Source organism: Flavobacterium sp. B114r (genome assembly GCF_056824125.1).
Map to the genome: position 1 here is coordinate 5,337,279 of NZ_CP124858.1, position 24,551 is coordinate 5,361,829.

General features: G+C 35.1%; 20 protein-coding genes. 16 read left to right on the forward strand and 4 right to left on the reverse strand.

Translation table 11 applies throughout. The annotated features are described in order from the left end of the window. Positions 1 to 3 precede the first annotated feature (3 nt). The 5 genes from QLQ94_RS22160 to QLQ94_RS22180 all read left to right on the forward strand — a co-directional run bounded on the left by QLQ94_RS22160 (position 4) and on the right by QLQ94_RS22180 (position 6,983). Positions 4 to 1,437, forward strand: coding sequence for an APC family permease (locus QLQ94_RS22160; RefSeq protein WP_271335691.1), 1,434 nt, complete (start codon positions 4 to 6; stop codon positions 1,435 to 1,437). A gap of 262 nt (positions 1,438 to 1,699) precedes the next feature. Next, the gene (locus QLQ94_RS22165) at positions 1,700 to 2,524 is read left to right on the forward strand and encodes a serine O-acetyltransferase (protein ID WP_271335690.1); all 825 of its coding nucleotides are present in this window, start codon (positions 1,700 to 1,702) and stop codon (positions 2,522 to 2,524) included. 532 nt (positions 2,525 to 3,056) lie between these two features. Then, positions 3,057 to 3,977, forward strand: coding sequence for a cysteine synthase A (cysK, locus tag QLQ94_RS22170; RefSeq protein ID WP_271335689.1), 921 nt, complete (start codon positions 3,057 to 3,059; stop codon positions 3,975 to 3,977). A 167-nt stretch (positions 3,978 to 4,144) separates the two neighbouring features. Then, positions 4,145 to 5,065: a family 2A encapsulin nanocompartment shell protein gene (locus tag QLQ94_RS22175; protein WP_072960213.1), complete on the forward strand. Its 921-nt coding sequence runs from the start codon at positions 4,145 to 4,147 to the stop codon at positions 5,063 to 5,065. Then, positions 5,049 to 6,983, forward strand: coding sequence for a family 2A encapsulin nanocompartment cargo protein cysteine desulfurase (locus QLQ94_RS22180; RefSeq protein ID WP_427401983.1), 1,935 nt, complete (start codon positions 5,049 to 5,051; stop codon positions 6,981 to 6,983). Before QLQ94_RS22175 ends, QLQ94_RS22180 begins: the two co-directional genes overlap by 17 nt. Positions 6,984 to 7,481: 498 nt before the next feature. Here QLQ94_RS22180 and QLQ94_RS22185 read toward each other — a convergent pair whose 3' ends face one another. Then, a complete protein-coding gene (locus QLQ94_RS22185) occupies positions 7,482 to 7,943 on the reverse strand; it encodes a DUF1810 domain-containing protein (RefSeq protein ID WP_271335687.1) in 462 nt (153 codons plus the stop codon). Positions 7,944 to 8,286: 343 nt separating this feature from the next. Beyond that, positions 8,287 to 9,540, reverse strand: coding sequence for an ornithine--oxo-acid transaminase (gene rocD, locus QLQ94_RS22190; protein WP_427401982.1), 1,254 nt, complete (start codon positions 9,538 to 9,540; stop codon positions 8,287 to 8,289). A 326-nt stretch (positions 9,541 to 9,866) separates the two neighbouring features. Here rocD and QLQ94_RS22195 point away from each other — a divergent pair, with 326 nt between their 5' ends. From QLQ94_RS22195 to QLQ94_RS22215, 5 genes are all read left to right on the forward strand, one after another. Beyond that, entirely contained in the window at positions 9,867 to 10,319 is a 453-nt protein-coding gene (locus tag QLQ94_RS22195) for an Lrp/AsnC family transcriptional regulator (RefSeq protein WP_271335685.1), read from the forward strand. Positions 10,320 to 10,334: 15 nt separating this feature from the next. After that, positions 10,335 to 12,536 carry a penicillin acylase family protein gene (locus QLQ94_RS22200; protein ID WP_482498562.1) on the forward strand — a complete coding sequence of 734 codons (2,202 nt, stop codon included), beginning with the start codon at positions 10,335 to 10,337 and terminating at the stop codon, positions 12,534 to 12,536. 99 nt (positions 12,537 to 12,635) lie between these two features. Continuing rightward, entirely contained in the window at positions 12,636 to 13,409 is a 774-nt protein-coding gene (locus QLQ94_RS22205; RefSeq protein WP_271335683.1) for a dienelactone hydrolase family protein, read from the forward strand. A 172-nt stretch (positions 13,410 to 13,581) separates the two neighbouring features. Continuing rightward, positions 13,582 to 14,646, forward strand: coding sequence for a DUF3667 domain-containing protein (locus QLQ94_RS22210; RefSeq protein ID WP_482498564.1), 1,065 nt, complete (start codon positions 13,582 to 13,584; stop codon positions 14,644 to 14,646). A 6-nt stretch (positions 14,647 to 14,652) separates the two neighbouring features. Then, a complete protein-coding gene (locus QLQ94_RS22215) occupies positions 14,653 to 15,669 on the forward strand; it encodes a M28 family peptidase (RefSeq protein WP_271335681.1) in 1,017 nt (338 codons plus the stop codon). 233 nt (positions 15,670 to 15,902) lie between these two features. On the opposite strand, the gene rho is transcribed toward QLQ94_RS22215, so the two are convergent. Beyond that, the gene (gene rho / locus QLQ94_RS22220) at positions 15,903 to 17,813 is read right to left on the reverse strand and encodes a transcription termination factor Rho (RefSeq protein ID WP_427401980.1); all 1,911 of its coding nucleotides are present in this window, start codon (positions 17,811 to 17,813) and stop codon (positions 15,903 to 15,905) included. A 183-nt stretch (positions 17,814 to 17,996) separates the two neighbouring features. Here rho and QLQ94_RS22225 point away from each other — a divergent pair, with 183 nt between their 5' ends. The 3 genes from QLQ94_RS22225 (at position 17,997) to QLQ94_RS22235 (ending at position 20,205) form a co-directional block, all read left to right on the forward strand. Next, complete coding sequence (locus tag QLQ94_RS22225) at positions 17,997 to 18,410, forward strand: DUF4293 domain-containing protein (protein ID WP_271335679.1); 414 nt, start codon at positions 17,997 to 17,999, stop codon at positions 18,408 to 18,410. Between the two features lie 168 nt (positions 18,411 to 18,578). Continuing rightward, positions 18,579 to 19,241 carry a response regulator gene (locus QLQ94_RS22230; RefSeq protein ID WP_271335678.1) on the forward strand — a complete coding sequence of 221 codons (663 nt, stop codon included), beginning with the start codon at positions 18,579 to 18,581 and terminating at the stop codon, positions 19,239 to 19,241. A 37-nt stretch (positions 19,242 to 19,278) separates the two neighbouring features. Further along, the gene (locus QLQ94_RS22235; RefSeq protein WP_271335677.1) at positions 19,279 to 20,205 is read left to right on the forward strand and encodes a sensor histidine kinase; all 927 of its coding nucleotides are present in this window, start codon (positions 19,279 to 19,281) and stop codon (positions 20,203 to 20,205) included. A gap of 6 nt (positions 20,206 to 20,211) precedes the next feature. Here QLQ94_RS22235 and QLQ94_RS22240 read toward each other — a convergent pair whose 3' ends face one another. Then, positions 20,212 to 20,706, reverse strand: coding sequence for a metallophosphoesterase family protein (locus tag QLQ94_RS22240; RefSeq protein ID WP_482498567.1), 495 nt, complete (start codon positions 20,704 to 20,706; stop codon positions 20,212 to 20,214). Between the two features lie 239 nt (positions 20,707 to 20,945). Between QLQ94_RS22240 and truA the strand changes: the two genes are divergently transcribed. The 3 genes from truA (at position 20,946) to QLQ94_RS22255 (ending at position 24,317) form a co-directional block, all read left to right on the forward strand. After that, positions 20,946 to 21,686: a tRNA pseudouridine(38-40) synthase TruA gene (truA, locus tag QLQ94_RS22245; RefSeq protein WP_271335675.1), complete on the forward strand. Its 741-nt coding sequence runs from the start codon at positions 20,946 to 20,948 to the stop codon at positions 21,684 to 21,686. 149 nt (positions 21,687 to 21,835) lie between these two features. Continuing rightward, positions 21,836 to 23,590, forward strand: coding sequence for an ABC transporter ATP-binding protein (locus tag QLQ94_RS22250; RefSeq protein WP_271335674.1), 1,755 nt, complete (start codon positions 21,836 to 21,838; stop codon positions 23,588 to 23,590). Between the two features lie 142 nt (positions 23,591 to 23,732). After that, positions 23,733 to 24,317, forward strand: a complete 585-nt coding sequence (locus QLQ94_RS22255) for an NUMOD4 domain-containing protein (protein WP_271335673.1) — start codon at positions 23,733 to 23,735, stop codon at positions 24,315 to 24,317. The last annotated feature ends 234 nt before the right edge of the window (positions 24,318 to 24,551 follow it).

Genomic DNA, 24,551 nt, shown 5'->3' on the forward strand with positions numbered 1-24,551 from the left:
AGAATGTCAGAAATAGAAAAAAAACAAGAATATAAAAGAGAACTCGGTCTTGCCGATGCAGCTTTATTGGTTGCCAGCGGAATGATTGGTTCGGGAATTTTTATTGTGAGTGCCGATGTTACCCGTAATGTAGGATCAGCAGGCTGGCTAATTTTGGTTTGGTTAATTGGCGGATTCATGACGTTGATTGCAGCTGTGAGTTACGGAGAATTAAGCGGAATGTTCCCAAAATCAGGAGGTCAGTATGTTTATCTTAAAGAAGCTTATAATCCGCTTGTGGCATTTGTGTATGGATGGAGTTTGTTTACCGTAATTCAAACGGGAACAATTGCTGCGGTTTGTGTATCGTTCTTTAAATTTCTGGCGTACTTTTTTCCTTTATTTAGTGAAGATTTGGTTGCTTTTAGAATCGGAGAATCCTTTACCATTTCGCCGGCACAGCTCTCCTCTATTGTCTTGTTATTCATCTTAACCTATATCAATACCAAAGGCGTAAAACTCGGAAAAATAATTCAGAAGTTTTTCACCGGAACCAAACTGATAAGCTTACTAGTTCTTATTGTCTTCGGGTTTATATTTTTTAAACCCGAAGTATGGCAGGCAAACTGGACGAATCCGTTTCATTTGCAAAAACTAAATCCGGATGGTTCGTTTTTGCAATACACGAATACGCCTGCTTTTTGGGGCGCAATCGCTTCTGCTTTGGTGGGAACAGTTATTAGTTATGATGCCTGGAATAATGTGACGTTTGTTTCGGATGAAATAAAAAATCCAAAACGAAATATCGGTTTGAGTCTGCTTTTAGGAACTGCCGTGGTAACGATTATATACGTTTCTTTAAACATCATGTTTACTGCCGTTTTACCCGTTGAAGCCATTGGAACACCTGAAAAAGACCGAGTTGGAATTGCCGCTGCACAAGCGATTTTTGGCTCAAGCGGAACTTCGATTATCGCGTTAATGATTTTGATTGCTTCTTTTGGTTGTGCCAACGGAATGATTCTATCAGGCGCGAGAGTGTATCAGAGTATGGCAAAAGATGGTTTATTTTTCAAAAAGACAGCGATTTTAAACAAACATTCGGTTCCGGCAAATGCACTTTGGATTCAATTTTTTATGGCGGTTGTTTTGAGTTTAAGCGGTCGTTACGGGAATTTATTAGACATGATTTCATTTGTAGTTGTTCTGTTTTACGTTATCACTATTACTGGAATTTTTGTTTTGAGAAGTAAAAAACCGGAACATGAAAGACCTTATAAAGCCTTTGGATATCCATTTTTACCTGCCATTTATATCATTATGGGATCAGCGTTCTGTATATTATTAATCATTTACAAACCCACCTATACCTGGCCGGGATTAATCATCGCAGGAATAGGAATACCTGTTTTTTATATCAGGGAGAAGTTTTCAAAACCCAAAACCGAAGACATTTAAGCGGTTGGGGTAATTCTTTAACACATAGAAACATAGCTTATTGGTTGCTTAAAAAAAGGGGTTTCACTTTAGAATAAATCATCCCGAAGCTTCTGGACTATGTGAGAGAAATGTATTTCTTTTTGTCTCCTTTTCGAAACATAAAATCTATGTTTCTATGGGTTTAATAATATTTATGAATCCAAAAAGTTGCTTTAGAATACCTCGTTAGACTAGTTGATTTCGCATAAAGATGTTAGTACGAACCAAAAAACAATTTATTATGAATTCATTTTATCAAGAAATAGCCAACAACCATCAGAGTTTATTGATCCTTCCTCAAAAAAAGGTAATCCATCAATTTATTGAGGATTTATTCTCTGTTTTATTTTCGAATACTTCAAAGCGTTTTGGAGATTTATCCATTATCAAAAACAAATTTGAAGTTCTAGAAAAGCAATTTAATGAAATCGTAATTGATTATGCATCCAAAAAAGACGACAGTTTCGAGCAAACTAAGATATTTTTTGAAGCATTGCCTCATCTGTACAAGAAAACACTAAATGATGCCGATACCATTTTCAGGAAAGATCCTGCAGCTAAATCTATAGAAGAAGTTTTATACGCTTATCCCGGTTTTTTCGCCATAGCCGTTTATCGGTTTTCGCATCAAATCTGGGAACAGGATTTAAAGCTTTTAGCCAGAACTTTTTCAGAATATGCACACATCAAAACCAGTATCGAAATTCATCCTGGCGCTCAAATCGGCAATGATTTTGCCATCGATCACGGCACCGGAATTGTAATAGGCGAAACGACTATTATTGGCGATAATGTACAAATATATCAAGGTGTTACGTTAGGCGCTTTGAGTGTAAAAAAAGAGGAAGCCTTTATAAAAAGACATCCCACGATTGAGAACAATGTCATTATTTATTCGAATAGTACGATTCTGGGCGGACAAACCGTGGTAGGAAGAGATTCGATCATTGGAGGAAATGTCTGGCTGACGTATACGGTTCCGTCAAATTCAGTTGTGTATCATAAAAATGAGATTAAAGTGAAGGACAATAATCCGTTTCCGGAGCCTATTTTTTATTCGATTTAAAATGTTTTTTTGAACCATGTAAGTAATATTTGAACCATATAAGGAATATAAGAGCATATAAAAAAGGTCTTGCAAACTTTGTCAAAGTTCGAAACTTTGACAAAGTGTTTAGCCACACAATCTCTAACCGCAATCTTGTCATCCCGAGGAACGAGGAATCTCCGTTAGTAGCTCGACAAAGATTGACAATTTTGCATGCGGAGTTTCTTGCGGAGATTCCTCGTTCCTCGGAATGAACAAAAAATGAGCGTAAGAAATGAAATACTAAACGAAAACATTCTTATGAAAATGACCGCCATAGCCCCGATAGAAGTGGAAATCCTTTTGTGGCGGGGTTCGCCACAAAAGATTGAAACGGATAGCGGGATTAGCTCCTGAAAAAAAGATTTGGTTTTATCCTAGAAATTGGGATGACAAAAATGAACATAATAATATTGAGCATAAATCTTTGAAAAAGTTGTCAATAAAAAACGCAACGCATTTAAACTAAAATGAACTTATAATCACTTATATGGTTTAAAAACAAAACATCATGAAATATCAAAATATACTAGAAACCATAGGAAACACGCCTCACGTAAAACTCAACAAGATTTTTCCAGAGCATCAGGTCTGGATTAAGATTGAAAAGTCGAATCCGGGTGCGAGTATCAAAGACAGGATTGCATTGGCAATGATTGAAGATGCAGAGGAAAAAGGGCTTTTAAATCCTGATTCGATCATTATAGAACCCACTTCAGGAAATACCGGAATAGGGCTTTCGCTGGTGGCTGCGGTAAAAGGATACAACGTTATTCTGGTGATGCCGGAATCAATGAGTATCGAAAGGCGTAAAATCATGAATGCTTATGGTGCGGAATTTGTTCTGACTCCACGAGAAAAAGGAACTTCGGGCGCGGTAGAAAAAGCTAAGGAACTAGCATTATCAACTCCCAATTCGTTTTTGCCTTTTCAGTTTACAAATCCTGCAAATGTCGAAATTCATGAGAAAACTACGGCACAAGAAATTCTACAAGATTTCCCTGATGGAATTGATTACCTCATCACGGGAGTTGGAACGGGCGGACATATTACGGGAGTTTCTAAAATTTTGAAACAACATTTTCCTAATCTTAAAACTTATGCTGTAGAACCTGCCTTATCACCGGTTTTAAGCGGTGGTTCTCCTGCCCCACATCCTATTCAGGGAATTGGACCAGGATTTATTCCGGAAGTTTTTAATCGGGATTATGTCGATTTGATTATTCCGGTAGAAAAAGAAGATGCTTTTTATTTTGCTAAAAAATTACCAAAAGAAGAAGGAATTTTTGCCGGAATATCGACGGGAGCTTCTTTGGCGGCAATTTCAAAACAAATAAATAAAATCCCGAAAGATGCGGTTGTACTGACTTTTAATTATGATACGGGAGAACGATATCTTTCAGTTGACGAGTTATTCGACCCGCTTTCATAATTCTGTGATACAACAAATTACATGTTATTATACCGTAAATTAAACAGTAATAAAATCAAAGGCTACTGTTTTTAACATAAATTTACTGATAGAACAAAAATGTGTTTTTCTATGCGAAGATTTCACAAAAACATTAAAAATAAAATTAATCTTTAAACCATTACACCATGGCTGAACAAAAACAACAACAGACGGCATTAGGAGATGTTGCAGCAAGACAATTAGCAATTGCAACACGTACGGTTCCCCAAATTGGGACAATTTCGCCACGCTGGTTAACGCATCTTTTGCATTGGACACCAGTAGAATCAGGCGTTTTTCGTTTGAATAAAGTAAAAGACGGAAGTCATATCGAAGTCGATTGTTCTGCACGTGACGAAAGAGTTTTACCTAACACTTTTGTCGATTATATCGATAATCCAAGAGAATACAATCTAGCGGCAGTACAAACGATTGTAGATGTGCACACAAGAGTTTCTGACTTGTACAGCAAACCATACAATCAAATTTCTGAGCAGCTTCGTTTGGCAATTGAAACGATCAAAGAACGTCAGGAAAGCGAATTAATCAACAACAAAGATTATGGTTTGTTAAGCAATGTTGCAAAATCGCAAATTATCAAAACCAGAACCGGCGCACCAACTCCGGACGATTTAGACGAATTATTGACAAAAGTATGGAAAGAACCGGGATTTTTCTTGTTGCACCCTTTAGCAATTGCTGCTTTTGGCCGTGAATGTACTCGTCGTGGTGTTCCGCCTCCTACTACATCTTTGTTTGGATCTCAATTTTTAACATGGAGAGGCATTCCGCTTATTCCATCAGATAAATTACCTATCGTAAACGGAAAATCTAAAATCATTTTATTGCGTACAGGCGAAAGCCGTCAGGGCGTTATCGGATTGATTCAACCTGGATTACAAGGCGAGCAATCACCTGGATTATCGGTTCGCTTTATGGGAATCAATGAAAAAGCAATTGCTTCGTATTTGGTATCTCTTTATTGCTCATTGGCAATTTTGGTAGACGATGCAATCGCAGTTCTTGAAGATGTAGAAATAGGTAAGTATCATGAGTATAAATACTAACCACGACGGTTTACCCAACATTGAGGATTTGCAGCTTTTAGCGAACGAATTGTTCAAGTCATTGCCTAATGAGTTTCCTAAGGAAATTTCGTTGAGCCCTGATCGTAGTGAACATCCTCGTGCTACAAAAATTGCAGAGACTTTGTTGAATTCAGGGAACTTACGCGGTAATAATGCAACTCTTCCATTACAAGATGTAGCAACGCCACCTTCTGGTGCGCCTGCATTTAGTGGTTTTGGAGTTTCGCCAACTGTTGCCAATTATGGTTCAGGAGCTTCGGCTTTGTATCCAAACGCCGGAGCCGGATTTGATCCTCAAAGTGGCGTTTCTCCATCGGGGATTCCACACGGAAATAATGTAAATGTCAACAATCCGCAAACGGGTTTTCAGGATGCTAATTTCAAGAATAGCGGAACGGCGCAATCAAATGAAGAATTGTCTTTTTCGAAATTGCTTTTGAACCATGATTATCTGCCTTTTCAAACCGACAGTTCTTCTTTTGAAACGGAATTAAAAGTGGCATTGTCATTTGTTGATACACAATTTACAAAACGTCTTGATTTTCCGTTAAACGGAAATGAAATACCCAATTCGTATTATTTTTTAGATCAGAATCCGTTTGCTTTTGATCAGAGAAATTCGAATTTGGTTGTTGGAAATACTTTTGAAAAACCAGATTTTGGTACTATCTCAGGCTCTCATTTTGATGCTAATCTCATTAAAAAAGATTTTCCCATTTTGAGAGAAACTGTAAACGGAAAACCTCTGGTTTGGTTTGATAATGCTGCTACGACCCAAAAACCACAATCGGTTATTGATCGTATTGCTTATTTCTACGAGCATGAAAATTCAAACATTCATCGTGCAGCACATGAACTTGCGGCTCGTGCCTCAGATGCTTATGAATCCGCCCGTGAAAAAGTAAAAACATTTCTAAATGCAAATTCTGTAAACGAAATTGTATTTGTTCGCGGTGCCACAGAAGGAATTAATCTGGTGGCTCAAAGTTGGGGCGATCATAATCTGGTTGCCGGAGACGAAATCATTGTGAGTAATCTGGAACATCATGCGAATATTGTTCCGTGGAAACGTCTGGCGGATAAAAAAGGTCTAAAACTTCGTGTAATTCCTGTTGATGACGACGGACAAATTTTATTGGATGAATATTCAAAACTACTGAATTCTAAAACGCGTTTGGTTGCTTTTACGCAAGTTTCAAATGCTTTAGGAACTGTAACTCCGGCTAAAGAAATTGTAAAAATGGCACACGCCATTGGTGCAAAAGTTTTAATTGATGGCGCACAATCGGTCTCGCACATGAAAGTCGATGTTCAGGATTTAAATCCGGATTGGCTGGTTTTTTCCGGTCATAAACTTTTTGGTCCAACGGGAATTGGCGCTTTATACGGAAAAGAAGATTTGCTAAACGAAATGGAACCGTATCAAGCTGGCGGAAACATGATTCAGGATGTAACTTTTGAGGAAATAAAATACCACAAAGCACCGAATCGTTTCGAAGCCGGAACCGGAAATATCGCCGATGCCATTGGTCTAGGCGCTGCAATAGATTATGTTACTAAACTAGGTATCGACGCTATTGGTCACTACGAACATCAGTTACTGGAATATGCGACAAAGCTGCTAAAAGAAATTCCGGGTGTTCGATTGATCGGGACGGCGAAAAATAAGGCGAGTGTTCTTTCTTTTAATTTACAAGGTTATACCAACGATCAGGTGGGTCAGGCTTTGAATAAAGAAGGTGTTGCAGTACGAACCGGACATCATTGTGCTCAGCCTATTTTGCGAAGAATGGGTGTTGAAACTACCGTTCGTCCATCATTGGCTTTTTATAATACTACTCAGGATGTTGATACTTTTATCAAAACATTATGGGAACTTAAAAAAGTTAGATTTTAAATAATATAAAGAAGTGTCTTGTGCATTTTCTTAATGAAATAATTACTTTTTTTGATATTTTAAGTAATTATAACTAAAAGCGATTGTTCCTTGAACAGTCGCTTTTTTATTTAGAATGGCATTTGGAGTGGAAAAAAATTTAACCGCAAAGTTCTCGAAGTTTTAAGCTGATCTGAAAATTTTCTGACGAAGCTCGCAAAGCTTTGAGAATCATTTTATCCCGATGGGCATTTAGAGTGGCAAAAAATTTAACCGCAGAGAGCACAAAGGTTTACGCAAAGTTCGCGAAGTTTTAAGCTAAGCTCAAAATTTTCAGATGAAGTTCGCAAAGCTTTGAGAATCATTTCATCACGATGGGCATTTAGAGTGGCAAAAAATAATTCGAGAAATTCTTGGAATTCGTGGCGAAAAAAAACTACACCAGATACAGCAGATTAAAAACAAAAAACCATCCCGCGTTAAGTGGAATGGTTTTCTTTTTTTACGTTTGAGCGTAATTTATATTAATGCTTCAACAGCTGGCGACACTACTTGTGAATCAATTATTGATAAAGTTAGTTGATCTGAATACCCTAAGAAAAAAGTATCTAATATTTCCTGAAATACAGGATGAGCACCTTCTACCTGAGAAAACAAGGTCATCGACGAAAATAATTTACGAGCACCTAAATCTCCTAAGATACCTTCGGCTGATTTTCTTTTAAAGGTTAACAAAAGTTCTGAAATCTCTATAAGATGTTTGGCTAAAACAGGATGATCCAGAAACTCTTTAGCTTCTTTAAGATCAGTGATAGCATAAAACTTTGATATATTACTGGTGCCTAGTCCTTGTATTTGCGGAAAAATAAACCACATCCAATGGGTCTCTTTCTTTCCTTTTTTTATTTCGGAAAGAGCAGTAAGATAAAGTTTATTCTGCGCATCTAAAAAACGTGTTATATCATTATTTGAGTAAGCCATTATTATAGAATTGTATTTATAAATTTTTGTAAAACCATTTTGGTTCTTTCCTTTTTCTTTCTATTAAGAATTAAACAAAAACCTTTTTAGAGATTCGTTTTTAATTCCGTTTCAAAGACATTCAAAACTACTTCTCAACTCGCTAAAAAAGATTATACAATTCATGTCCTTTGTTATATAATTTATAGAATGTGGGAAAATAGTTTTTAGTCCCTGTTTTCAGTTCCAGTTTTCAGTTTCTAACCGAGACTGAAAACTCAGACTGAGACTGAGACTAAAAACTAAACTAAAAAAGCTGCTCATCTCTGAACAGCTTTTTTAGTTTGTATTATTTAAAAGATGTTTAATCTCTAAAATCATTTAATGATTTCTCGATAATTTCAAGACATTCGTGAATCTGAGCTTCGGTCATTACTAATGGTGGTGCCAATCTAATTTTGTTACCGTGAGTTGGTTTTGCCAATAATCCGTTGTCTCTAAATTTAAGGCAAATTTCCCAGGCAAGATCTGAATCTTCGCCACAATTAATTACGATAGCATTCAACAAACCTTTTCCACGAACAAGCGTAATTAGGTTATTTCTTTCTGCAATTTCGTTTAAACCTTTTCTTAGAATAATTCCTAAACGTTCTGCATTTTCAGCCAGATTTTCGTCTTTAATTACTTCAAGTGCCGCGATTGCTACTGCTGCTGCAACAGGATTTCCTCCAAAAGTAGATCCATGCTGACCTGGTTTAATTACATTCATGATTTCGTTATTACACAAAACAGCCGAAACAGGATAAACTCCGCCAGAAATAGCTTTACCTAAAATCAAAATATCAGGCTGCACATTTTCATGATGTACCGCTAATAATTTTCCGGTACGTGCAATTCCGGTCTGAACCTCATCTGCAATAAACAACACATTATGTTTCTCGCACAATGCTTTAGCTTTCGATAAATACCCTTCAGAAGGTACATACACTCCAGCTTCTCCCTGAATGGGTTCAACCAAAAATCCCGCTATATTTTTTGATGATTCCAGAACTTTTTCAAGAGCTTCAAGATTATCGTATTCAATTTTTATAAATCCTTCTGTAAAAGGTCCAAAGTTTTTACGGGCACCTTCATCATTAGAAAATGAAATGATCGTAGTAGTTCTTCCGTGAAAATTGTTTTCACAAACAATAACCTGCGCCTGATTTTCCGGAATACCTTTTACTTCATACGCCCATTTTCTACATACTTTAAGGGCTGTTTCTACAGCTTCTGCCCCAGTATTCATTGGCAGAACCTTATCAAAACCAAAATATTTTGTCACAAACTCTTCATAATCACCTAATTTGTCATTATAAAAAGCACGTGAAGTCAAGGTAAGTTTCTGTGCCTGATCTACCATTGCTTTTACAATTTTAGGATGGCAATGCCCTTGGTTTACCGCAGAATAAGCAGATAAAAAATCATAGTATTTTTTACCGTCGACATCCCAAACATATACACCTTCTCCTCGTTCTAAAACAACTGGAAGTGGATGATAATTATGAGCTCCGTATTTATTTTCTTTTTCAATCAAAACCTCAGATTTTGAAGAAAGGGATTTTTCAGTATGAATCATGATTTATTTATTTAAAGCACAAAAGTATTAAAATTTATTCATTACCAAGGTATAAACATTATTTTGACTTTTAAAATTCATTATTTAAGTCAAAAATAACATTTTTAAGGCGATAAAAAATCAATTTTATTTATTTAATGAAAGTCTTTTATTCCTTTTTATTAAAAAAAACAATTACTTTTATGAATCTGAACAATCAGCATATATTCCGTTAGGAATAAAATATTGGTAGAAAAAGAAGATCACAAACCAGTAAAAATGTTCCGTAGGAAGTACATATTTACCACAACAATAAAACAGTAGATAATTACATTACAATTTAAAGAATGGATATATTAGACGAATTTGACATTAGCATCATAAAAGAATTAGAAAAAGATGGAAGAATGGCTTTTTCTGCAATTGCTGCTAATTTGAAAATATCAAACACTATGGTGCACCAACGCATTAATCGAATGATAGAGCAAGGTGTTATTGGTGGAATAAAACCTATTATTCAGGAAAAGAAAATTGGTTATGACTGGGCTTCGTTTACGGGAATCACCTTAAATAAAGATTCTGATTCTGATCGCATTATTGAAGCATTAAAAGATATTCCCGAAATTACAGAATGTTATTATGTAACCGGTTCTTTCACGCTTTATATCAAAATCGTTGCAAAGGATCACGAGCATATGCGAAAAATTCTTTATGAAAAAATCGACAATATTCCGGGTATTGCCAAAACTGACTCTATTATAGAATTAGGTTGCGCCTTTAAACGAAATATTACATTATAACAATAGTAAATAATCATGTTCAATTACCCAAAAATATTAAAACTATTTTTTGTTTTTTGTTGCATCAATTTTCAGATTACTGCACAAAAAAATAATACAAAAGAAGTCATTCGTCTGGAAAAATTAGCGCAACAGGTTTCTATCATCAGAGACAAATGGGGAATTCCGCATGTTTATGGAAGAACAGATGCTGATGCGGTTTTTGGGTTATTATATGCGCAATGCGAAGATGATTTTAAACGTATCGAAATGAATTATATCGAAAAACTGGGTCGGCTTTCTGAGATAAAAGGCCAATCGGTTTTATACAATGATTTAGAAATCCGTCTTTTGATTGATACCGAAGAAGCAAAATCAGATTATAAAAAAGCACCGCTTTGGCTTAAAAAAATTTTGAACAGCTATGCTGATGCTATCAACTTTTATTTATACAAACATCCTGAAATAAAACCAGCTCTTTTAACACATTTTGAACCGTGGTTTCCTTTGCTATGGACAGACGGAAGTATTGGCGCCATTAGTACCGCTGATCTTTCGACAGGAGAACTAAAAGCCTTTTATTCCGGCAACAATGATAAAGTCGCTTATGTTGAGAGAAAAAAAAATGTGCAAACCGGCTCCAATGGATTTGCTTTTTCGCCATCGAAAACTGTTGATGGAAATGCTATTTTGTACATTAATCCGCATACTACATTTTACTTTAGACCTGAGGTTCAGATTACAAGCGAAGAAGGTTTAAATGTTTACGGAGCTGTAACCTGGGGACAATTTTTTATCTATCAGGGTTTTAATGACAATTGCGGCTGGATGCACACTTCATCAAACGTAGATGTTGCAGATATGTATGCCGAGAAAATCACCAATAAAAACGGTAAATTATTTTATGAATTCGATAAAAAACTATTGCCTGTTATCGAAAAAGAAATTACAATCAATTATAGTGAAAACGGTAAACTAATCCCAAAAAAATTCAAAACCAATTTTACCAACAATGGTCCAGTTATGGCAAAACGTGACGGGAAATGGATTAGCTTAAAATCGAACAATCGTTCGATGACAAGTTTGATTCAGAGTTGGGTCAGAACAAAATCGACCAATTTCGAAGAGTACAAAAAGGCAATGAATTTGAAAGCCAATACATCCAACAACACCGTTTATGCAGACAGTAAAGGAAATATTGCTTATTGGCACGGTAATTTTATCCCAATACGGGATAAAAATCTCAATTGGGCAAAAGTCGTTGACGGATCTATTTCATCTACACAATGGAAGGGTTTGCATGAAGTAGACGAAACCGTACATATTTATAATCCGGTAAACGGGTGGCTGCAAAATTGTAATTCAACACCCTATTCTGTTGCCGGAGAAAATAGCCCTAAAAAAGAAAACTACCTTCCTTATATGGCACCGGACGGAGAAAATTTTAGAGGAATAAATGCCGTTCGTATTTTCACCAAAGGCGATCATTATACTTTAGACAAAGTAATCTCGGACGGATATGATACTAAATTATCAATTTTTGAAATTCTGGTTCCAAGTTTGATTTCTGTTTTCGAAAAAAATATTAAACCTACAGATCCGGAGTATGCTGAACTAATCGAACCTATTACCATTTTAAAGAACTGGGATTATTATGCCAAAGAAAATTCAATAGCCACAACATTAGCGGTCGAATGGGCGTATAAATTGGATCCGATTATCTTAAAAGCATACATTGACGAAGGAGAATTAGATCAGGTGGAGAATACTAAAAATTTTGCAAAGAATGCGACTGTCAAACAACTCCTGCCTCAATTACAAGAAGTTCTAAAAGATTTAAAATCAAAATGGGGAACCTGGCAAGTTGCCTGGGGTGAAATAAACCGTTTTCAGCGTTCCAGCGGCGATATAGATTTAAAATACGACGACTCGAAACCAAGTTTACCAATTGCTTTTGGTCCCGGTTCCTGGGGAAGTCTGCCCTCTTTTAAAAGCAGTTATCAAAATAGCTCAAAGAAACGTTACGGATACAACGGAAACAGTTTTGTATGTGCTGTTGAATTTGGACCAAAAATAAAGGCAAAATCATTATTGGCGGGAGGAAACAGCAGTGATCCCAATTCAAGACATTTTGATGATCAGGCAGAAATGTATCAAAAAGGACAATTTAAAGATGTTTTATTTTATAAAGAAGATGTACTTAAAAATGCTAAAAAAACATATCATCCCGGCGAATGATTTTTAGCTTAAAAATTAACTTAGAAACCTCGGAAGAAATACCTTTCGAGGTTTTTTTGTAACATAATATTTCAGATATTTGTTAAAAATTGCAAAACTATGAAAAATCTGTCTCTTCTTCTGTTTGCTTCTATTTTGTTTTCTAACACTATAAATGCACAATTAAAAGCTGTAAAATATACAGACGGTTCTCAGGCGTTAAATGGATTATTTGTAAAATCTGTAAAGAAAAGCACTCAAAATCCAGGTATTTTACTTTTACCGGCGTGGCTTGGAATTGATAAAGCGTCTAAAGATATCGCAGAAAATTTATCTAAATTAGGTTACAATGTTTTCATCGCAGACATATATGGCGAAGGAAACTACCCAACAAATACTGCCGAAGCTGGAAAACAAGCCGGTTACTACAAAAAAAATTACGAAGTCTATCAAAAACGTATTGATGCAGCCCTAAAAGAATTAGTAAAATCAGGAGCAAACGCAGATAATATAGTTGCTATAGGATATTGTTTTGGCGGAACAGGAGTTCTTGAAGCTGCCCGCGGAAATTTGAATTTAAAAGGCGTTGCTTCATTTCACGGAGGTTTAGGCAAAGATGCAAGCCGTCCAGTTGAACCAATAACAACTAAAGTACTAGTTTGCCATGGTGCTGATGATCCGTTTGAATCAAAAGAAGAAATCACTGCTTTTCAGCAAGAAATGCGCGACTCAAAAGCCGATTGGCAAATGATTTATTATGCAAACGCAGTACATTCTTTCACCAATCCTGAAGCTGGAAGTGACAACTCAAAAGGTGCAGCATACAATCCTGTTGCTGCAAAGAGATCATTTGAGCATTTACAGCTTTTCCTGAATGAAGTATTCAAAAAATAGCACTTTATAGCCCACAGATGGTGCAGATTAAACGGGTTTACACAGATTTTATAAAAATTAATTCGTGCTAATTTGTGAAATTTGTGGCGAAAAGAAACCAGCTTAAACCCGTTTAAACCGGCCTAATCTGTGGGTAAAAAATAACAACCAAAACCAAACCAATTTACATCAAATGTCACATAGTCCGATTAGAAAAGACAAAACCTGTTTGAATTGCAGGCACGTTGTTGAGCAGAAATTTTGTCCAAATTGCGGGCAGGAAAATACCGATTCCCGAAAAACATTTCACCATTTATTTATTCACTTCTTTGAAGATCTGACGCATTACGAAAATGCTTTTTGGCGTACCATTAAAAACCTTTTATTTAAACCTTCTTCTTTAACTAAAGAATATCTTTCAGGAAAACGATTGTCGTATTTAGCTCCTGTGCGTCTATATATCTTCATCAGTTTTATTACTTTTCTTTTAATTGCTCTGTTTCCAGTTCATGTAAATGATACTGTCCATGAATCTTCTAAATTAGAAAAAGTTAAAGAAAAAGTTTCGTCTCCTACTAATTCATTAAATGAAGATAAGGATGTACAAACTTTACTAAACTCTAAATCAATATCTGAAGAAAACAAAAAAGCAATTCAGGATCTGTTGGATAACCCCAAAAAAAGTGATGACAACTTAATCAATTTAGGATATAAATCTGTTGAGCAAATCGATTCCATTCAAAAATACGGTTCAAAATCTGAAAAGCTTTCTGACTTTGGTTATTGGATCAATAGAAAAGTGCAGCTCATAAAAGACAAAAATAGTGGTCGGGAAGTTCTCGATAAATTCATAGAATCTTTTATACATAATTTGCCTAAAGTTTTATTTATTATCATGCCTTTTTTCGCTTTCTTTTTATGGCTTTTTCATAATAAAAAGCGTTGGTACTATTTTGACCACGGAATTTTCACACTACATTATTTTTCATTTTTATTACTCATATTTTTAATGCTCTTTTCTATTGAAAAATTAGGCGCCTTGATAAACCTTTCTTTTGTAAATTTTATAATTAATTGCATTACATTTATTGGAATAGCATGGGCATTTTATTATTTCTTTCCTGCTCATCATAGATTTTATGGCGAATCAAGAATTGTGTCTTTTACTAAAAGTATGGTATTATTTATCATAAATTCATTTTTTATCTTATTTTTACTCATTGTCTTTGCCTTTTATACATTTATCAATTTACACTAATACCAAATGAAAAAAATCATACTCCTATTATTAATTGGTTCTGCCTTTTCATGCAAGAATATGCAGTCGGCTGCATCAAAAGACAATTCAGATCCAAGCAAATACATAAAAGCCATCAAGGAGAAAGACTTAAAAGAAATGCTGTATGTTATTGCTTCTGACGAAATGGAAGGTCGAGAAACCGGCTCTAAAGGACAGAAAAAAGCCGGTGTTTATATGATCGAACAATACAAGAAAAACGGCGTTTCGTTTCCTAAAGGAGCCACGGATTTTTACCAGCACATTCCTGCCGCTTTTTTGAATGCAAGACGAAATGAAAACTTACCGGATTCTGAAAACATCTGGGCATATATTGAAGGTTCTGAAAAACCGGATGAAGTCTTAGTAATCTCTGCTCATTATGATCACGTAGGCATAAAAAATGGTGATGTATATAATGGTGCTGACGATGATGGTTCAGGAACTGTTGCATTAATAGAAATGGCAAAAGCATTTGCTAAAGCGAAGAAAAACGGGCACGGACCAAAACGTTCTATCCTTTTCTTGCACGTAACCGGAGAAGAACATGGTTTACACGGTTCTCGTTATTACTCTGAAAATCCTTTATTCCCTATTGCCAATACCATTGCCGACATTAATATTGATATGATTGGACGTCGCGATGTAGAACATGCCAAAACTAATAACTATGTTTATGTAATTGGCGCTGACAGATTATCAACAGATCTACATAATATTGTCGTGGCTCAAAATGAGAAATACACCAAAGTAGATTTAGACTTTAAGTTTAATGATCCTAAAGACCCTAATCATTTCTACGAGCGTTCTGATCACTATAACTTTGCAAAATTAGGTATTCCTGCAGTTTTCTTCTTCAACGGAGTTCATGAAGACTATCACGGAAAAGGTGACGAACCAGAAAAAATCGAATACGACGCCTTAACAAAAAGAACGAAGTTAGCATTCGTTATCGCCTGGGATTTAGCCAATAGAGAAAACAGACCGGTAGTTGATAAAAAGTAGCCTCTAAGGCACTAAGTAAGGTTCTAAGTTTTTAAAGTAAAGACGCGCAGCAGAACGTCTTGTTAAAAGTCGCGAATCTTCAGGTTTAGAAAAAACAGAATCCAAAACAAATAACAAACATAAAGTTTGGACAAGAAAAAGGGATGAGTTAAAAAAACTCATCCCTTTTTTATATTTATATATTCTAAGAAAACCTTAGGAACTTAGTACCTCAGCAACTTAGAGCCTTTCCACTAGTCATTCATAGAGATCAAAAACTCTTCGTTATTTCTTGTTTTCTTGAAACGTTCGTTTACAAAATCCATCGATTCTACTGGGTTCATATCTGATAGATATTTACGCATAATCCACATTCTTTGTAATGTTTTTTCGTCTAATAATAAATCATCACGACGTGTACTTGACGAAGTAAGATCAATTGCGGGGAAAATACGTTTGTTTGCGATTTTACGATCCAATTGAAGTTCCATGTTACCAGTACCTTTAAATTCCTCAAAGATCACCTCATCCATTTTAGAACCCGTTTCAGTCAATGCAGTTGCGATGATACTTAATGAACCACCATTTTCTACATTTCTTGCCGCCCCAAAGAAACGTTTTGGTTTTTGTAATGCGTTTGCATCAACACCACCACTTAATACTTTTCCGGACGCTGGCTGAACTGTATTATAAGCTCTTGCCAAACGTGTAATCGAATCTAAAAGAATCACTACATCGTGGCCACATTCTACTAAACGTTTTGCTTTTTCAAGGACGATATTAGCAATTTTCACGTGTTCTTGTGGTTCTCTGTCAAAGGTAGAAGCAATAACTTCTCCACGAACACTACGTTGCATATCTGTAACCTCTTCAGGACGCTCATCAATCAAAAGAACGATAAGATACACTTCTGGGTGATTTGCTGCAATTGCGTTTGCAATGTCTTTTAGCAACATTGTTTTACCCGTTTTAGGCTGAGCTACAATCATACCACGCTGTCCTTTCCCGATAGGAGAAAATAAATCGATAATACGGGTTGAAACTGAACTGCCTTTTTCGGCTAATTTAAATTTTTCAGAAGGAAAAACTGGCGTAAGGTGCTCAAAAGAAACTCTGTCGCGAACAACTTGCGGGTCGTGACCATTGATTTTAAGTACACGAACTAATGGAAAAAACTTCTCGCCTTCTTTTGGAGGACGAACCACTCCTTTTACAGTATCTCCGGTTTTAAGACCAAATAATCTGATTTGTGAAGTTGATAAATAAATATCATCCGGAGAGGCTAAATAATTATAATCTGATGAACGTAAAAAACCATAACCATCCGGCATCATTTCAAGAACACCTTCACTTTCGATAATTCCATCAAACTCAAAGTCTGAATCCCTGAAATTATTCTTTTTGTTTTTATGATTTGGATTTTGATTCCCGTTACTAACATTTCCGTTTGTGTTTCCATTTTGATTTGGATTCTGTGGAGCTGCAGTGTTTTGGCTGGGACTCTGGTTTGGATTTTTAATCTGGTTCGGATTGACCTTTTTAACTAAAAGCGGTGCTTCTGTTTTTTCAGCAGTCGAAGTTTCTGCTACAGCTTCGCCTTCCGGAATTGCTTCTTTTGTGGCTTCTTTTTCTTTTTGCAAAGCGACCTTTTTCTCGTAAGCTGATTTATTAAATTTTACGATTTTTGGTCCTTTTTTCTCCGTTACTTCATTCTCTGCAGCTTCTTTAACTTCAGGAGCTTCATTAACTTCGGGAGTTTCGGGAGTTTCATTAACTTCTGCAACTTCCTTTATTTCTGCAACTGCTTTAACTATTGGAGCTTTTGCTTTAGGAGTTATTTTTGCTGCCGGAGTTTGTTTTACAACTACAGGAGTTTCTATTTTTTCTGGAGTTTCCTCTATTTTATCAAATTCTAAAACTGGAGCATTTTTACTGATGGCTGCTTTTTTTACAGGAACAATTCTTGCTCTTTTAGGCTTATCATCAATATTCTCCGTTTCAGTTACAGCACTAACAGGTGGTGCTACAGTGGTTTCCTGATGTGCTAAAATCTGACTAATTAAGGTCTCTTTTTTGACACCGGTAAACTTTATAGTTTTAGCTAACTTAGCTATTTCTTGAAGCTCAGAAAGCTTCATTTCTTTTAATGCAGAAATATCAAACATGAATGTTCTATGAATTTAATTATTTTAACGGAAATACTGTAAAAAGAATAGGTAGATAATTGTTTTCAATTGACCGCAGTATGAAGTGCTTACGGTATTATGATGCAATAATACGAATAAAATTTAATCATACAATAGTATTTTAAAAAAAGAAAATATATTTTTGTAAAACAATTTCACACCATGATACAACGAATTCAGACCGTATATTTAATTCTTACCTTTATAATTACAGGTGTATTACTGTTTTTTATTCCGCTTTGGACATTAAATAATGGGAAACCATTTTACTTTATGCAGGACCAGTTTTATACTGTGTTATTAGGTTTAAGTACTGTCTTAACTGTTTTCAGTATCATTTCATACAAAAAAAGACAAAATCAGTTTGTCATGGGCAGACTGAACATAATATTAAATTTAATTTTATTAGGATTGTTTGTATATCGCTCTCTAAATCTATCTGGAGAAACAGTTGCTGTTTCAGAGAAAGGTATTGGGATGTTTCTACCAATTGTTGCTATCGTATTATTAGTTTTAGCTAATAAGGCCATCAAGAAGGATGAAGATCTTGTAAAATCTGTAGACCGTTTGAGGTAAACCTATAAACTTAAGTTTTTTGTGCGAAGAGAACCCGAATTTTATAATTCGGGTTTTTTTGTGCCTTAAATTTTATAATCACTCCCAATATCATCTTAAACAAAGACCGAAAACAGCTTTGTAAGATATTTTTTTTCATAAATTTGCGTTTTAGTTCCAAAAACAATCATGATATACAAAATAAGGATACATCTTGCCGATGATCATCAAGTACTTATTGATGGCCTTACCAATTTGCTGCAAACCGTAAATAACTTTGAAGTTGTAGGTAATTCATTAGACGGAACTACTGTTTATGATGATGTCATTAATAACAAAGCCGATATTTTAGTTTTAGATATTAGTATGCCTAAAAAAGATGGGATCGAAGTATTAAAAGAATTCAGCCAAAAAGGATTTCCATGCAAAGTGATTATCCTCTCCAGTTATGATGACTTAAAAATCATAAAAGAAGTAATGAAATTAGGCGCCAAAGGTTATCTCACAAAAAAATGTGCCGGTGAAAATATCATAGAAGCCATCCAAAGTGTTTATCAGGGACAAGAATACTTTTGTGATGCTGTAAGAGAGAAAATCTTTAATAGTTTTGCAAATAACAATCCAAAATTAAACAAACCGCTTTATATTGAGAATCCTATATTAAGTGCTCGCGAAATCGAAATTATTACGTTGATCTCACTTGAATATAGTGGAAAAGAAATAAGCGAACAACTTTTTATTAGCGTGAATACGGTAGAAACCCATCGAAAAAACATCATGAAAAAGTTACAAACCAAAAACACTATCGGGCTTGTAAAGTATGCGCTAAAAAACAACTTAATAAATCCTTAGTCTTATTTTAAAGTCAAAATCTATTACGTAATTATTTATGGGGTTACTGAGAGTTTTTATACTATTGCTTTTTTTCACTTCTACAAGTGGGACTATTTTGTTTAGTCAGCAAAAGTCAACTCTACCTCCAACACAATCCGATAGTATAAGTCAGGAAATCGTTAAAAAAAATATTTTTCCCGAAGCAAGGAAATTTGAAAAACTGAGAAACAAAAAAATTGTTAGTTTATCTATTGTTCTTGTCATAATATTGTTCTTTTTATTTTATTTCTTTTATCAGAATAATAAATTAAAACAGAAAATTAAACGGAAAGATACCAAACAAAAAATACTCCTTAATATTATTAACGCAGGAATTGACAGTCATGAAATCGAAAGTAAAAAAATTGCTTCTTTTTTACATGACAACATTAATTCATTATTGTCTTCTGTAGGTTTGCACCTGAATACTTTTACGGCACAAAACAATATAAAATCTGACGAAATTCAGAAAGCAAAAAATATACTTCAAGAAGCACACGATCTCTTGCGTGATATGTCTCATGACCTGATCCCTACCCTTTTGGTTCGTTTTGGACTAATTTATGCATTGGAAGACTTATGCGAAAGGAACTCTAATTCGAGTATTAATTTCGAATTTTCAAGTGCAATCCCAACTGATAAAAGGTATACGGAAAAGTTTGAAATGAAGGTTTATTTTATTGTGTCTGAATTATTCAGCAACATTATAAAACATAGTGACGCAAAAAAAGCTCAAATTTCATTGCAGGAAAGTAATAGTCAATTTACCATTATCATTCATGATGACGGAAAAGGTTTTAAACCCGAAAAATTAAATGAGGTCGAAGGCTTTGGCCTGAACCGAATCAGGGCACGAATCAAAAAATATAAGGGAAGTTTTGCAATTGTCTCAAAAGAAAATGAAGGAACTTCGATTAAAATCAGAATACCGTTACCGCATTAAGCAAGACTATTTCTTTCCGATCTCGATGATCTCTAAATCTTTAATTTTATCGTCGTCGATAACAAATCGCAACATAGTACGCACTTGGTGAAAACCGCTTTTTCCGGCTGCACCGGGATTCATGTGCAAGAGATTATGTTTCTTATCAAACATTACCTTTAAAATGTGCGAATGTCCGCAAATGAATAATTTAGGCGGATTCAGAGCCATTTCTTCTCTAATCGCCGGATTGTATTTTCCGGGATAACCACCGATATGAGTGATCCAAACTGAAACATTTTCGCATAAAAACTTATTATGCAACGGAAATTCTAATCTCGCTTGTGCATCATCAATGTTTCCGTAAACGCATCGTAAAGGTTTTAGCTTCTTTATCGTATCCGTAACATTCAAATCTCCAATATCTCCTGCATGCCAAACTTCATCTGCCTGATTTACATATTTTAAAATAGTATCATCAATATGACTGTGAGTATCTGAGAGGAGAAGTATTTTTTTCATTCTTTTTGAAGCAAACAAAGGTTTAAGAGGCGCAAAGGTACAAAGGTTTTTCTTTATAGTTGTTAAGGGCCTGAGTTGCTAAGATTCTAAGTTTTTCTTATGTGACCTATAATTTAAACACATTCGATTATAATGTCAAAGCACAATATTAAAACCTCAGAGCCTTTGTTGCTTTGCTACTTTGAACCTTTAAAGAAAATCTTTGTACCTTTGCAATTCAGAACCTTTGAACCTTCACTTTGAGATATTTTATTCAATTCGCTTATAACGGAACACATTATCATGGTTGGCAATTTCAGCCCAACGCATCTTCTGTTCAGGAAACTTTAAACAAAGCTTTTTCGGTTTTATTAAATTCGCCGATTAATATAATGGGCGCCGGAAGAACTGATACCGGTGTTCATGCACAGGAAATGTATGGCCATTTTGATTATGAAACTCTATTTGATGTTCCAACTTTAGTGCATAAACTAAATTCGTATTTGCCAAAAGACATTGCGGTTTTTGATATTATCCCGGTTCATGATGAGGCTCATTGCAGATTTGACGCTACAAAAAGAACGTATGAATACCATATCAATACTGTTAAAAATCCGTTTACGGAGGAATTGAGTTGGTATTTTAATCAAAAATTAGACGTAGCTTTGATGAATGAAGCCGCGAAAATCTTGCTGAATCATACGGATTTTCAATGTTTCTCGAAAGTAAATACGGATGTAAATACTTTTGATTGCACGATTTTTGAGGCCCATTGGAAAAGCGAAAACAACAAATTGGTTTTTACCATATCCGCCAATCGGTTTTTACGAAATATGGTTCGTGCCATTGTAGGCACTTTGGTAAACATTGGTTTACATAAAATTTCTCTCATCGATTTTGAAAACATTATTGCCAGCAAAAGCAGAGAAAAAGCTGGTTTTTCGGTTCCGGCACACGGATTATATTTAACCGAAATTGATTACGATTACATCATAAAATAGCCCTGATTGAAGTCAAAAGCTTTTTTGAAAAAAAATATTGTTTTTGTGTTTTTATGGAGCGACCAGCGGAAGCTTTATAAAAACAGTACAAAAACATATTTTTGAGAAAAACTTGTAACGGAAAGCAGGAATAGCTCCTAAAAAATATAATGAAAGCAAAAGCATTTGATACCGGATTATTCAAACGAATCTTAAAATATACTAAACCTTATAAATGGCGCTATTATGGTGTCATCATTTTTGCAGTCTCATTATCGATTTTTGCTGCACTTCGCCCCTATTTATTAAAACAAACGGTGGACGGCTATATCAAGACGCACGACAAAGAAGGTTTGCTGATGTATATTGTTTTAATGGGAGTAGTTCTTTTGTTTGAAGTTTTTTCACAGTTTTACTTCGTGTATTGGGCCAACTGGCTGGGACAGGATATTGTAAAAGATATCAGGACAAAACTTTTCAAGCATATTTTGAGTTTTAGAATGAAGTATTTTGATTTGGTTCCGGTAGGACAACTGGTAACCAGATCTGTGTCAGACATTGAGTCGATCGCTCGTATTTTTAGTCAGGGTCTGTTTATGATTATTAGTGACTTGATGAAGATGCTGGTCGTACTGATTTTTATGTTTTACATGAACTGGAAACTGACCTGGATTGTGGTCGTTGCGATGCCAATTCTGGTTTACATTACCCGAATATTCCAGCGTAAAATGCAGGTTGCTTTTGAGGAAGTTCGTACGCAAATTGCCAATATGAACTCGTTTGTACAGGAGCGCGTTACGGGAATGAAGATTGTTCAGCTTTTTAACCGTGAGAAAATCGAAGCTGATAATTTTAAGGAAATCAACAACAAACACAGGGTTGCCTGGATAAAAACGATTTTATACAACTCAATATTTTTCCCGATTGCTGATATTATTTCGTCGATTACTTTGGGATTAGTTGTGGTGTATGGGGGATTCAAAATTTTGAACGGAGATCATTTTACGACTTTTGGTGATCTATTCTCTTACACTATGTTTATCGGGATGCTGTTTAACCCATTGCGTCAGATTGCGGATAAGTTCAACGAGATGCAATTAGGAATGATTGCTGCCAATCGTGTATTTGATATTATAGATACACAAGATCATATACAAGATACAGGAACGCTTGAAGCACCTGTTTTTAATGGAAGTATTGAATTCAAAGACGTCCGTTTTAGTTATATTCCGGAAGAAGAAGTGATAAAAGGTATTGACCTATCGGTTGATGCCGGACAAACCATTGCAATTGTAGGTTCTACAGGTGCCGGAAAATCAACCATCATTAATTTACTGAATCGCTTTTACGAAATCAACAGCGGAACTATTTTTATCGACGGTCATAATATCGAAAACTATACTTTGGCTTCGCTAAGAAAACAAATCGCGGTCGTTTTGCAGGATGTGTTTTTGTTTGCTGATACCATATATAATAATATCACTTTGCATAATCCGGAAATTACCCGTGAACATGTTCTTAATGCTGCCAAAAAAATTGGCGTTCACGATTTCATTATGAGTTTGCCTGATAATTATGATTTTGATGTAAAAGAGCGTGGCGTAATGCTTTCGTCAGGACAACGCCAGTTAATTGCCTTTTTGAGATCGTATGTAAGCAATCCGAGTATTTTGATTTTAGATGAAGCAACCTCCTCTATCGATACATATTCTGAAGAATTGATTCAGCGTGCGACCGAGACAATTACTAAAGGAAGAACTTCTATTATTATCGCACATCGATTGGCAACAATTGTAAACGCCGATAAAATTGTAGTAATGGATAAAGGTTTAATTGTAGAACAAGGAACACATCAGGAATTACTGAATAAGGTCGATGGTTACTACAAAAATCTCTACGACTCCCAATTTTCAGTCGCTAATTAGATTTTGAAATGCTAAAAAAATTCTTAAAAAAGTTAAATAAGCGTTATAGGAATCATAAATGTAATATCTGAGCGAAATTATGTAATTGTTATAGTTTTTGAATTATTTATCTTTGAGAGACAAAATTCAAATGCAAAAGAAAATGCCACAAAATAGATTTTATCCAAACGAAGAATTCAAAGAAATAGAAATAAACGCCTCATTACAACTTAGATATGCAATTTCAAACAAAGGCCGACTTATAAGCTTTACGGATGAAATTCAAAACGGACGTCTTTTAAAAGGCGGTCTAAGTGATGGATATCCAACCTTTAGATTTAAGGTTAAAAATGACGACAAAATTGTCAATAAATATCTTTTTTTATACAAATTAGTTGCCCATTATTTCATTCCAAAAGCTTCAGAAGAACAAACTTATGTACTTCATTTAGATTACAACCGAAGTAATGATGATGTAAATAATTTACGTTGGGCTACAAAAGCCGAAATGATGGCGCACAGTCGTAAAAGCCCGCGCGTTATTCAGGCAAAAAAGAATCTGATCGAGCACAACTTAAAAGCCGACGGAAGAAAATTAACAACTACCAAAGTAATGTTAATCAAGAAAATCCTGGCCAGACCTGAACAAAAAACACGTCTTAAAATGATCGCCAAACAATTTGGCGTGAGCGAAATGCAAATAAGACGAATTGCCAGTGGTGAAAACTGGGGACATATTAAAGTTTAATTATAAGTTATAAATTGTGAATTATTAATTCTCTTACTATCACACTTAACAAAGTCGAAGTTTTTCAACACGAAAAGACTTCGACTTTGTTTATTTTGACAAACAATTTAATTTGAGACTTCGTTTCTAAATCTGTTTTTTCAGTTCAGAATTCACAATTTACAATTAACATTTTGACCTATCTCTGTGAAAAGATCAAAATCAGTGTGGGTAAAAATAAAATTTCAAGTGTTT

Coding starts and splice junctions, on each gene's coding strand:
- QLQ94_RS22160 (WP_271335691.1), top strand. CDS start 4: ATGTCAGAAATAGAAAAAAAACAAGAATATAAAAGAGAACTCGGTCTT.
- QLQ94_RS22165 (WP_271335690.1), top strand. CDS start 1,700: ATGAATTCATTTTATCAAGAAATAGCCAACAACCATCAGAGTTTATTG.
- cysK (WP_271335689.1), top strand. CDS start 3,057: ATGAAATATCAAAATATACTAGAAACCATAGGAAACACGCCTCACGTA.
- QLQ94_RS22175 (WP_072960213.1), top strand. CDS start 4,145: ATGGCTGAACAAAAACAACAACAGACGGCATTAGGAGATGTTGCAGCA.
- QLQ94_RS22180 (WP_427401983.1), top strand. CDS start 5,049: ATGAGTATAAATACTAACCACGACGGTTTACCCAACATTGAGGATTTG.
- QLQ94_RS22185 (WP_271335687.1), bottom strand. CDS start 7,943: ATGGCTTACTCAAATAATGATATAACACGTTTTTTAGATGCGCAGAAT.
- rocD (WP_427401982.1), bottom strand. CDS start 9,540: ATGATTCATACTGAAAAATCCCTTTCTTCAAAATCTGAGGTTTTGATT.
- QLQ94_RS22195 (WP_271335685.1), top strand. CDS start 9,867: ATGGATATATTAGACGAATTTGACATTAGCATCATAAAAGAATTAGAA.
- QLQ94_RS22200 (WP_482498562.1), top strand. CDS start 10,335: ATGTTCAATTACCCAAAAATATTAAAACTATTTTTTGTTTTTTGTTGC.
- QLQ94_RS22205 (WP_271335683.1), top strand. CDS start 12,636: ATGAAAAATCTGTCTCTTCTTCTGTTTGCTTCTATTTTGTTTTCTAAC.
- QLQ94_RS22210 (WP_482498564.1), top strand. CDS start 13,582: ATGTCACATAGTCCGATTAGAAAAGACAAAACCTGTTTGAATTGCAGG.
- QLQ94_RS22215 (WP_271335681.1), top strand. CDS start 14,653: ATGAAAAAAATCATACTCCTATTATTAATTGGTTCTGCCTTTTCATGC.
- rho (WP_427401980.1), bottom strand. CDS start 17,813: ATGTTTGATATTTCTGCATTAAAAGAAATGAAGCTTTCTGAGCTTCAA.
- QLQ94_RS22225 (WP_271335679.1), top strand. CDS start 17,997: ATGATACAACGAATTCAGACCGTATATTTAATTCTTACCTTTATAATT.
- QLQ94_RS22230 (WP_271335678.1), top strand. CDS start 18,579: ATGATATACAAAATAAGGATACATCTTGCCGATGATCATCAAGTACTT.
- QLQ94_RS22235 (WP_271335677.1), top strand. CDS start 19,279: ATGGGGTTACTGAGAGTTTTTATACTATTGCTTTTTTTCACTTCTACA.
- QLQ94_RS22240 (WP_482498567.1), bottom strand. CDS start 20,706: ATGAAAAAAATACTTCTCCTCTCAGATACTCACAGTCATATTGATGAT.
- QLQ94_RS22250 (WP_271335674.1), top strand. CDS start 21,836: ATGAAAGCAAAAGCATTTGATACCGGATTATTCAAACGAATCTTAAAA.
- QLQ94_RS22255 (WP_271335673.1), top strand. CDS start 23,733: ATGCCACAAAATAGATTTTATCCAAACGAAGAATTCAAAGAAATAGAA.